The organism is Microcystis sp. M113S1, assembly GCF_020246945.1.
Classification (GTDB): domain Bacteria; phylum Cyanobacteriota; class Cyanobacteriia; order Cyanobacteriales; family Microcystaceae; genus Microcystis.
Genome location: NZ_JADBSA010000004.1, coordinates 1 through 11,020 on the forward strand (window position 1 = coordinate 1; position 11,020 = coordinate 11,020).

Consider the following 11,020-nt stretch of genomic DNA (forward strand, 5'->3'; position numbering starts at 1 on the left):
CTTGATCTGGCAGGACGTATCCAACCAAACCAGAGGGAATCTCTCCCCAAGCGTATTAGTTTCGGTATGCCCTACCGTACTTAGTCCCTTTTTGAGAATATTGATAGCGGCGTTAATATCTCTATCTTCTACATAGCCACAGTGAGGACAAATATGGGTTCTTGTCGATAGAGATTTAGCTACTTTTTGACCACAATTAGAACAGTTTTGACTGGTGTTATGGGGAGCTACTGCTACTGTAGCCTTACCATATTTAAAGCCAAAATATTCTAACCATTGCCGAAAAGTTGACCAAGCCACATCATTAATAGATTTAGCTAGTTTAGAGTTTTTTACCATGCCTTGAACATTTAAGTTGACCTGAGCGATGAAATCGTTAGATTTAATGACGCGCAATGCCTCTTTTGAGGCAAAGCCTTTACGTTGCCTACTTACTCTTAAATGCTTTCTAGCATATCTCTTTCTGGCCTTTTGGTAGTTGTTTGATTGGGGTTGACCTTTTCTAAACTTTTTAGATTTCTTCCGATTCAGACGATTTAATCTTTTTTCTGCCTTGCGATAGTATTGCGGTATTTCTACCGTTTCCCCATCACTATTAGCGTAGAAAACGTTTAAACCTACATCCAATCCCACACATTTCTTGGTTGGTTCTAGGGGTTTAGCATATTCCCGAATATCAACGCTAAGACAGAATTGGACATAGTAACCATCCGCTCGTTTAACAATCCTAACTCGTTTAATTTGGTCTATAGGGTAAAAGTTTTGGTCTCTTGTTCCTTTCAGTTTAACCGTGCCAATATTTTTCTTATCTGTGAAAGTTATTTTCTTTCTATCCTCCGATAGTTTCCAGCCACAGTTTTTATATTCCACAGAACGATTATTCTTTTGAAACTTAGGATAACCTTTTTTACCTTTTATTTTTTTCTTACAATTGTCATAGAAACGAGCAATAGACGACCAAGCTCGTTCAGCAGATGCTTGTCTAGCCGTAGAATTTAGAGTATCGACAAACTTGAACTGTTTGGCGAGAACTGCACAATATTTATTGAGAGAATATTTATCGATTTTGTCTTCTTTCTTAGCATCCATCCAAAGCCTTAAAGCCTTATTACGGATGAATTGTACTGTACGAATAGCCTCATCAATGGCAGAACACTGACTTGGTTTGACCACTGCTTTCATTTCTAAGACAATCATTGCTTATCGACCTCAAACAACCTATTTTATCTTAACCTATACAGCATAGATTGTCAAGATTTTAGTCGTGCTTCGCTGTTTTATATTGGCTGGGGTTTCATCCCGTCGCGCTAAAAGCGAGGGTCTTGACTCCGACATTTGAGATAAACTGCGCCACCATGCCCAGAGGAAAAATACCAGCAGCTTGGTTTTGGGTTCTCCTTTCTATTTTAAGGACTCCCTGTACAGAAAAAATTTTTTCTCGAAAGGCATCTAGATTAACTTGATGCGGGGGTTTTTGCCTTCTGGTGCGCCCAAATAACCCCAAAATCGACCCGCCTAAGGGCGGGAAAGAAAAGAAAAGAGAAAAAATAGGGAATGAGGGTAAAAAGGGAAAAAAGAGAAAAAGGGTTACAGAGTCCTCCGGGCACCGCACACCACGCGAAAACCGCTGAAGTAGCTGATGAAGTCGCGCCCAGCGTTGCTGCTGCGGGAAGCGGAACGGCAGTTAGCTGGATAGGAGTACCAAGAACCGCCCCGCAGAGGAGAACAATTATCATTCCCATTTTTTGTCCAGACACTTCCATCCCTCGGCGCACCATCATAATTATCGTGCCAAGTATCGGCACACCATTCCCATACGTTCCCGTGCATATCGTACAAACCGAAGGCATTGGGGGGAAATTGTCCCACGGGAGTCGTTTCTTTTCGATATTCTCCTTTGGGTTCATCGGCGTAGGTATTACTGGCATCGTAGTTGGCCAATTTCCCAGTAATGGTTTCCCCAAAGTAAAATGGGGTGGTGGTTCCAGCACGACAAGCATATTCCCATTCTGCTTCGCTCGGTAGCCGGTATTCCTGTTTTGTTTCCCTTGATAGTCGTTTACAGAATTCTGTTGCTTGATACCAGGTGACTCTTTCTACGGGTAGCTCATTCCCTGTGAATTTAGAGGGATTTGTCTCTAAGTCGATGTCTATTTTAGCAGTTGCGGCGATCGCTTGCCACTGCGCTTGGGTAATGGGATATTTACCCATGTAGAAAGAGGGAAGGGTAACTTGATGTTGAGGTTTTTCCCGGCTAAAGTACTGCCAATCAAATTTCTTCACCAGTCTTTCGATTTCCTCGTCTTCTGTTCCCATCGTGAATGTTCCCCCCGGTATGGCAACCATTTCTAGGGTGATGTCGTTGCCCAAATCTTGGCTGAAATATTGGGACTGCTTCGACTCTTTTTTGATTTGCTCACCCTTCGCATTTACTTCCAAGATTTCAAAGTTAAATACCTTGAGTCCAGTTTCTGGAGAAGGCTTAGGGGTGGATGACCTATTTCCCTCAGACTGCCTGACGGGTTCAGGATCAGTAGGAATCGAAGACGACTGTGACTGTCTTCGAGCGATACGCTTGATAGCTTCGATCGCATCTAAATCGCCACGGGATGCTCCCAAGACACGAATCCATAACTGTTCAGCTAAGTCAAGATCGCCCCTATTTTCTGCTAAGGAAGCCTGATACTTTAGGGGTTGCACGTCCTTGAGCGTGGCAACTTGTTCTAACAAAATAAAATAGAGCTTGTGGGGCGGTTCTGCTTTCAAATAGGGATTCTGTCTCGGTTTCCCATATCTAGCGTTAATTTTCTCGACTTGACGGCGCAGGTATTCGTCTAGACGCTCTACCGTAGCACAATTGGCTTCTCCTTGCCGCCGCAATCCTTCCAGCAGCGTATGAGTAAATGAGCCTTGTTGCAACTCATCGATCTCCCAAGATTGCTGATTGGCCGTACAGGAATAAAAGGTTATGACTCCCTGATACTCCTCCTCTCCAATGCCCAGACCGCCTCGGCTGTCCTCATCTCGACAGGCATCTAACAATAGTACGACGTTATCCGCACCAGACCGCCGCAGCCGCTCGGTGACATAATCCACTGATACAGCCGTTTCTCTTACATTGCCCGGATCGCTATCGGGCAACATCAGATAGTCCTTGTCTTGATCGCGCCTGCCGTGGCCAGCAAAGAAAAACCAGAGATTGTCTCCAGGCTTAAGCAGGGGAGTCTGGAACTGCCTCTGAAGAAACCGCTTGAGACGACCGTGGGTTAGTTGCGTGGGAATGGGGGGACTAGCAGGAATGGGTGGAGAATCTTCGGTAAATAGAAATATCCCACCGCGATCGAATCCTCCCTCCCTTTCACACCAAGCTTTGATCGCTTCTGCATCTTTCTTGGCGTATTTCAGTGGCTTGAGGTTGTCATATTCATTGATGCCGATCGCTATCACCCAGTTTTTAGCCATCTTTCCTCTTGAACTTAAACGTCATCGCTCCTTTACCTCCCGCTTTGCCCCCGACCCCAAACAGGCTAACTTGCCCTTCCCCATTAATTTCTACAGACAGTTCCACTTCATCGAGCCGGATTTTAGCGCTAGGAGGGTCGGCTTCATCGAGCATTTCCCTCATCGCTTTGAGAAAGCCCTGCATTTCTAGCTTCAGTTTGGACACATCCACTTGACTTCTTTCGGTGGCCGCAACTGGCGAGCTTTCCTTTTCACCGAGCCGTCCCCCGATATCACTGCTACTTCTAGCGCCGGTGGGCGTTTCTTGACGATCAGATTCCCCCGTAATAATCCATATTTTACTGGGAGTCGCGATATCTTCGGTCATTGTGTTGATTTCCCCTAAATGTTATCTCACTTGCCTTTAAACAAATTTTCTCACCCTATCGTACAGAGATTTGTGGTTTGCCCATAACAATTACATTTTTAGTCGATTTCTCGGAATAAATAGCTGAAAATTTGTCAAAACGTGCTGCTTTGCCTACCGCATAAGCGATTAAACATGGCAAAAATAAAAAATTAGATTGGGAGAATAAACCAGCCCTGTCCTGCTCCAGTTATAGTAGGTTGATTCATGAATCAACCTACCTGCTCCCTAGGAGGGAGATTTAGCGATCGACTGACCCCATAATAATATCAATACTGCCTAAAATCGCCATAATATCGGCAACTTTTACCCCTTTGAGGATATGAGGCAGAATTTGAAGATTATTAAAATCGGCGGCCCGAATTTTCCAACGCCAAGGGAAAACATCATCATTACCGACGATAAAGATACCTAATTCGCCTTTACCACTTTCCAAGCGCACATAATGTTCACCTTTAGGGATTTTGAAAGTGGGGGCGACTTTTTTGGCGATATATTGATAGTCAAAATCATTCCAGGCTGATTTTTTCCCTTCTGCCATCCGTTTCGCTTCCAGATTTTCGTAGGGACCACCGGGTAAACCTTTCAGTGCTTGCCGGATAATTTTCACTGATTCGCGCATTTCCCGAATCCGCACCAGATAACGAGCAAAACAATCGCCGGCGGTTTCCCAATGCACTTCCCAGTCAAAATCGTCGTAACACTCGTAATGGTCAACTTTTCTTAAATCCCATTTCACCCCGGAAGCGCGCAACATCGGACCGGATAAACCCCAGTTAATCGCTTCGTCTCTGGTAATGCAGCCTATCCCTTCAATACGACGGCGGAAAATCGGGTTATTAGTGATTAATTTCTCGTATTCGTCCACTTTTGGGTCAAAATAATCACAGAAATCCTCGCACTTATCCACCCATCCGTAGGGTAAATCCACCACCACGCCACCAATCCGGAAATAATTGTTATTAATTAACCGCATTCCCGTCGCAGCTTCCCAGAGGTCATAAATCATCTCCCGTTCTCGGAAAATGTAGAAAAAGGGAGTTTGTGCGCCTACATCCGCCATAAAGGGGCCTAACCAGAGTAAATGGTTAGCGATGCGGTTGAGTTCCAACATAATCACCCGGATATATTGCGCTCGTTTGGGAACGGCGATATCGGCTAATTTTTCGGGAGCATTGACCGTAATTGCCTCATTAAACATCCCTGCGGCGTAATCCCAACGACTAACGTAGGGAACGTACATGACATTGGTGCGATTTTCGGCAATTTTTTCCATGCCCCGATGAAGATAACCGATTACGGGTTCACAGTCAATCACGTCTTCCCCGTCAAGGGTGACGATTAAGCGCAAAACTCCGTGCATCGAAGGGTGATGGGGTCCCATGTTTAAAACCATGGGTTCTGTTCTCGTTTCAATTTTTGCCATAGGGCTACCGATGATCCCGAAAATCTTTTTAAAGTTATTATAAGTAAACGCTTCGACAATACACAAGGACTATCGGGTATCAGTGATCAGTGATCAGTAATCAGTAATCAGTAATCAGTGATCAGTAATCAGTAATCAGTAATCAGTAGTCAGTCCCGATGAAAAAATTTTCACCCCCAAAGATGAAAGAGGTTTCCTTCCCTACACCCCACACCCCACACCCTACACCCTCTTTCAAGTCAGGAGATTATTTTTATTTATACTTCCCACTTCCCCACTTCCCCACTTCCCCACTTCCCCATTTCCCCACTTCCCCATTTCCCCACTTCCCCATTTCCCCATTTCCCCATTTCCCCATTTCCCCACTTCCCCACTTCCCCACTTCCCCATTTCCCCACTTCCCCGCACCCTACACCCCACACCCCACTTCACCACTCGATCGAGTACAATAGAGTGTTCAGCAAAAGCGATCGGTTATTAGCTTTGATTAGTCCTTCGGTAAGAGTTATAGACCAGAGAAAAGACCGATTAAGAGCAGCAATCAGCCGAAAAAGCTCAAAAACTGAATTTTAGGCTCAAGGCTGACGTTAGCTTGCTGAAAGCTGAATCCCGTTGATAATTTTTTTACTTGAATCACCGTGGTTATCCAAATCGACTCAACTCAAAACTACGAAACCAAAACCCAAGAGATCGCTAGACAACTTTTAGCCGAAACTCGCGAAAAAAAAGGTCTTTGGTCTGCTTTACAGGATCAAATGCGTTGGGATGATAAATTACTCGATTGGGCAATGTCTAACCCCAATTTACGAGTACAATTATTCCGTTTTATTGACTGTTTACCCGCTTTACGCAGTAATGCCGAGATCGCTAATCATCTGCAACAATACCTCGGTGATGCTTCCGTAGAACTGCCCAGTGCGCTGAAAAATATCCTCAACTTTAGTGATCCTAACTCCCTACCCGCTCAAACGGCCGCCAGTCTGATCAGTAAATCCGTAGAAACTTTAGCTCGTAAGTATATCGCCGGGGAAGACCTAGAGCAAATTACTCGCACTGTCACCCGTCTGCGGAAGGAAAAAATGGCTTTTACCATAGATCTCCTCGGTGAAGCGGTAATTACTGAAGCAGAAACCCAAGTTTATCTACAAAGTTATCTCGATTTAATGACCCATTTGGCTCAAGAAGCAACCAAATGGAATAAAGTTAGCCAAATTGATCAAGCGGACGGCGAATTACTACCACAAGTGCAGGTTTCTGTCAAGCTAACTGCCTTTTATTCTCAGTTTGATCCCATGGATCCGATTGGCAGTAAAGAGAAAGTTTGCGATCGCATTCGCCTACTATTGCGACGCGCTCAGGAGTTAGGGGTGGCAGTCCATTTTGATATGGAACAGTACGTTTATAAAAACCTCACCCTGGCTATCCTGAAAGAATTACTCCTAGAAGAAGAATTTCGCAGTCGTACCGATATTGGCATCACCCTACAGGCATATTTAAGAGATTCTGCCCAAGATTTACAAGATTTAATTAATTGGGCGAAAAAGCGCGGTTATCCCGTTACTGTCCGGCTAGTCAAAGGCGCTTACTGGGATCAGGAAACGATTAAATCTCGCCAAAATCATTGGCCACAGCCGGTATATAACGAAAAATCGGCCACCGATGCCAATTATGAACGGATGACGCGGTTATTATTGGAAAATCATCAATATTTATCCGCTGCTATCGGTAGTCATAACGTGCGATCGCAAGCCTTAGCCTGTGCGATCGCAGAAAGTTTAGAAATTCCCCGTCGTCGCTTTGAAATGCAGGTATTGTACGGCATGGGCGACCAATTAGCCAAAGCGTTAGTGAAGCGGGGTCATCGGGTGCGGGTTTATTCCCCCTACGGACAACTCTTACCCGGTATGGCCTATCTAATCCGCCGTTTATTAGAAAATACCGCTAATAGTTCCTTCCTGCGGCAAAATTTGGAGGATCGTCCCGTGGAAGATTTAATCGCAGCCCCCCGGGTTTTAGGCAATGATAACCCGATTATCCCCGGTTTTCCTAATGCCCCTGATACAGATTATGCCAACGAGCAATTGCGAAATAAAGCGAATCAAGCCCTTACTTTTGTCAAAAATTCCCTCGGTAAGACCTATTTACCCCTAATTAACGGTGAATACGTCACCACCAATGTTCAAATTAATTCCGTTAATCCCTGTAACCCGCAGGAAATAGTGGGAAAAGTGGGCTTAATTGAGGTGGAACAGGCAGAAAAAGCGATAATAGCGGCGAAACAGGCTTTTCCCGCTTGGAAACGCACTCCAGTGGCTAAAAGAGCCGAAATACTGCGAAAAGCGGCAGATTTGATGGAAGAGCGACGACACGAGTTATCGGCCTGGATTTGTTTAGAAGTGGGCAAAGTTATCCAACAGGCGGATCCGGAAGTGTCAGAAGCGATCGATTTTTGCCGTTATTATGCTTCCGAGATGGAAAGACTGGATTTAGGGCATAATTTCGACGTAGCAGGCGAGAATAATCGTTATTTCTACCAACCCCGGGGTATTGCTTTAGTGATTTCTCCCTGGAATTTCCCCCTAGCGATCGCAGTGGGGATGACAGTAGCAGCTTTAGTAGCAGGTAACTGCACGCTATTGAAACCAGCCGAGACTTCTTCGGTGATTACGGCGAAATTTGCCGAGATTCTCCTAGAAGCGGGTATTCCTGCTGGAGTCTTCCAATATATCCCGGGTAAAGGTTCGCAAGTGGGGGCGCATTTAGTCAGCCATCCCGATGTTCACCTAATCGCCTTCACCGGTTCACGAGAAGTGGGCTGTCGCATCTATACAGATGCCTCTATCGTGCAAAAGGGTCAAAAACACCTAAAACGAGTTATCGCCGAAATGGGCGGCAAAAATGCCCTAATCGTCGATGAGAGTGCCGATTTAGATCAGGCCGTTGTCGGTGCGGTTAAGTCCGCTTTTGGCTACACCGGCCAGAAATGTTCGGCCTGTTCGCGGATAATTGTTCTGGAAAGCGTCTATGATAGCTTTGTTGATCGCTTTGTCGAGGCTACCAAGTCCCTCAATATCGGGCCGACGGATTTACCGAGTACGGAAGTAGGACCGGTTATCGACGAGAAAGCTCAAGCAAGAATTCGGGAATATATCGAAACTGGTAAAAAAGAGGCAGAATTGGCCCTAGAAATGCCAATTCCACAAGTGGGTTATTTCGTCAGTCCCACCGTCTTTAAGAATGTTCCCCCCGATGCGGTAATAGCGATGGAGGAAATTTTCGGTCCCGTGGTGGCGATTATCAAAGTGAGTAATTTTGAGGAAGCTTTAGCTGTAGCTAACGGAACCGACTATGCTTTAACTGGTGGCTTATATTCTCGCACTCCTGCCCATATTAACCGAGCTATGCAGGAATTTGAAGTGGGAAACCTCTATATTAACCGGGGAATCACCGGTGCGATTGTCTCCCGTCAACCCTTCGGGGGTTTCAAGATGTCGGGGGTGGGTTCCAAGGCAGGGGGTCCGGATTATCTCTTGCAATTCCTCGAACCTCGTCACATCAGCGAGAATATTCAACGTCAGGGATTTGCACCGATTGAAGGGGCCGATTAGGTGATTTATAGCTAGGGTTTGCGGCAAAAAGTTTGTTGGTGGGGTTAGGAGTCAGGAGTCAGTATTCAGGAGACAGGAGATAGGGTTTTGGGGTGATAGGGTGATGAGACAACTTCCCCATCTTCCCCATCTCCCCACTCTCCTAGACTTTTTAAACAGGATTTACTATGACAGGGACTCCCCGGCTGTTGTCTTCCTTACCTGATTTCTTGGCTGTCAACCCACTGCTATATACTTAAGTTGACAATTGCGTCAGCTTATCAAGAAAAGACTATGACGATTGAAACCATTGCCACAAAACCCTTTAGTGACCAGAAACCGGGGACTTCCGGACTGCGAAAATCCGTTCCTGTTTTTCAACAACCCCATTATCTGGAAAATTTTATTCAAGCTATCTTCAATACTTTAGACGGTATCGAGGGTCAAACCCTAGTTGTCGGTGGAGATGGTCGTTATTATAACCGTCAAGCTATTCAAACTATCCTGAAAATCGCCGCTGCTAACGGTATCGGTAGAATCCTCGTGGGAACCGATGGTATTGTCTCCACTCCCGCTATTTCTGGGTTAATTCGCGAAAATAAGGCTTTTGGCGGTATTGTTCTCTCCGCTAGTCATAACCCCGGCGGTCCAGAGGGGGATTTTGGCATTAAGTACAATATTACTAACGGTGGACCGGCCCCGGAAAATATCACCGATGCAATTTATGCCGAGACTAAGGTGATTAGCAGTTATAAAATCCTCTCAGGGGCCGATATTAACCTCGATCGCCCCAGTTCCTTTAAACTGGGAACTATGGATGTGGAAGTGATCGATGGGGTCACTCCCTACGTCAAAATGATGGAAAAGATTTTTGATTTCGATCGCATTCAAGCCCTACTCACTTCTGGTAAGTTTAAAATGTGCATGGATTCTCTCCATGCGGTGACGGGTCCCTACGCTTATGCCATATTTGAACAGCGTTTAGGCGCGCCCAAGGGTACAGTATTAAATGGTATTCCCTTAGAGGATTTTGGTGGTGGTCATCCCGATCCTAACCTAGTCTATGCCCATGATCTGGTAGAAATTCTCTTTGGTCAAGAGGCTCCGGATTTTGGGGCTGCTTCCGATGGAGATGGCGATCGCAATATGATCCTCGGTCAGAATTTTTTTGTCACCCCCAGTGATAGTTTAGCTGTACTAACTGCCAACGCTCATCTAGTACCGGGCTATCAAAATGGTATCACGGGAGTGGCGCGATCGATGCCCACCAGTGCGGCGGCCGATCGAGTAGCGGCTAAACTGGGAATTGACTGTTATGAAACTCCCACCGGTTGGAAATTCTTCGGTAATTTGCTGGATGCGGGGAAAGCAACCCTTTGCGGGGAGGAAAGTTTCGGCACGGGTTCCAATCATATTCGCGAAAAAGATGGTTTATGGGCGGTTCTTTTCTGGTTAAATATTTTGGCAGTTAAAGGGGAATCTGTAGAGGAAATTGTTCGTAGTCATTGGCAAGAATTCGGTCGTAATTTCTATTCTCGTCATGATTATGAAGAAGTCGCCTTAGAACCGGCAAAAGAGATGATGGCACGTCTCCAGAAGCTGGTTTTAGACCTTAAGGGTAAACAATTTGGTAACTATGAAGTGGAATATGCCGATGATTTTAGCTATACAGATCCCGTGGATGGTAGTGTGAGTAAAAATCAAGGTATTCGCATTGGTTTTACTGATGGTTCTCGGATTATTTTCCGTCTATCGGGGACGGGAACTAAAGGAGCAACTCTCCGGGTTTATCTAGAAAGTTATGAACCGGACGCGAGTAAACACGATATCGACACCCAAAAGGCCCTACAACCCTTAATTGATTTAGCCGAAGAAATCGGTCAAATTCGTCAATCTACTGGACGGGAACAACCCACGGTTATTACCTAAAATCTAGGGATCAGCTATCAGTTTTTATCGGGTAATTTTTTGACCTGCTGACCACTGATAGCCTCTCCTTAATTAGGGTCTGCTGAATAAATCTAAAAACCTTATCCAACAAGGTTTTTAGACTTTTTTTCCCTCAAAAAGTGCCGACCCTTGGAGTGATTGGGGGGAAAATTCAGGGACTTTTTCCCTGAAAATTAGGTAATTGACCAC

Annotated in this window: 6 protein-coding genes; 2 read left to right on the forward strand and 4 right to left on the reverse strand. The window is 45.4% G+C overall.

Annotation, left to right across the window (positions count from 1 at the left end; translation table 11 throughout):
• The 4 genes from IM319_RS00175 to IM319_RS00190 form a co-directional block, all read right to left on the reverse strand.
• The coding region (locus IM319_RS00175) for an RNA-guided endonuclease InsQ/TnpB family protein (RefSeq protein ID WP_287734197.1) at positions 1 to 1,197 on the reverse strand (1,197 nt) is incomplete at its 3' end.
• A 390-nt stretch (positions 1,198 to 1,587) separates the two neighbouring features.
• On the reverse strand, positions 1,588 to 3,462 hold the full coding sequence (locus tag IM319_RS00180) for an SUMF1/EgtB/PvdO family nonheme iron enzyme (RefSeq protein ID WP_287734198.1): 1,875 nt from the start codon (positions 3,460 to 3,462) through the stop codon (positions 1,588 to 1,590).
• Complete coding sequence (locus IM319_RS00185) at positions 3,455 to 3,829, reverse strand: Pepco domain-containing protein (protein ID WP_287734199.1); 375 nt, start codon at positions 3,827 to 3,829, stop codon at positions 3,455 to 3,457. Before IM319_RS00185 ends, IM319_RS00180 begins: the two co-directional genes overlap by 8 nt.
• Positions 3,830 to 4,109: 280 nt before the next feature.
• Positions 4,110 to 5,294: an NAD(P)H-quinone oxidoreductase subunit H gene (locus IM319_RS00190; protein ID WP_287734200.1), complete on the reverse strand. Its 1,185-nt coding sequence runs from the start codon at positions 5,292 to 5,294 to the stop codon at positions 4,110 to 4,112.
• A gap of 638 nt (positions 5,295 to 5,932) precedes the next feature.
• Between IM319_RS00190 and pruA the strand changes: the two genes are divergently transcribed.
• Both pruA and IM319_RS00200 read left to right on the forward strand, forming a co-directional pair.
• Positions 5,933 to 8,902, forward strand: coding sequence for an L-glutamate gamma-semialdehyde dehydrogenase (pruA, locus tag IM319_RS00195; RefSeq protein WP_287734201.1), 2,970 nt, complete (start codon positions 5,933 to 5,935; stop codon positions 8,900 to 8,902).
• A 273-nt stretch (positions 8,903 to 9,175) separates the two neighbouring features.
• Complete coding sequence (locus IM319_RS00200) at positions 9,176 to 10,810, forward strand: alpha-D-glucose phosphate-specific phosphoglucomutase (RefSeq protein WP_287734202.1); 1,635 nt, start codon at positions 9,176 to 9,178, stop codon at positions 10,808 to 10,810.
• Positions 10,811 to 11,020 lie beyond the last annotated feature (210 nt).

What these genes read in the sequence shown, in the direction of transcription:
- IM319_RS00180 (WP_287734198.1), bottom strand. Translation starts at nt 3,462, where the DNA reads ATGGCTAAAAACTGGGTGATAGCGATCGGCATCAATGAATATGACAAC.
- IM319_RS00185 (WP_287734199.1), bottom strand. Translation starts at nt 3,829, where the DNA reads ATGACCGAAGATATCGCGACTCCCAGTAAAATATGGATTATTACGGGG.
- IM319_RS00190 (WP_287734200.1), bottom strand. Translation starts at nt 5,294, where the DNA reads ATGGCAAAAATTGAAACGAGAACAGAACCCATGGTTTTAAACATGGGA.
- IM319_RS00200 (WP_287734202.1), top strand. Translation starts at nt 9,176, where the DNA reads ATGACGATTGAAACCATTGCCACAAAACCCTTTAGTGACCAGAAACCG.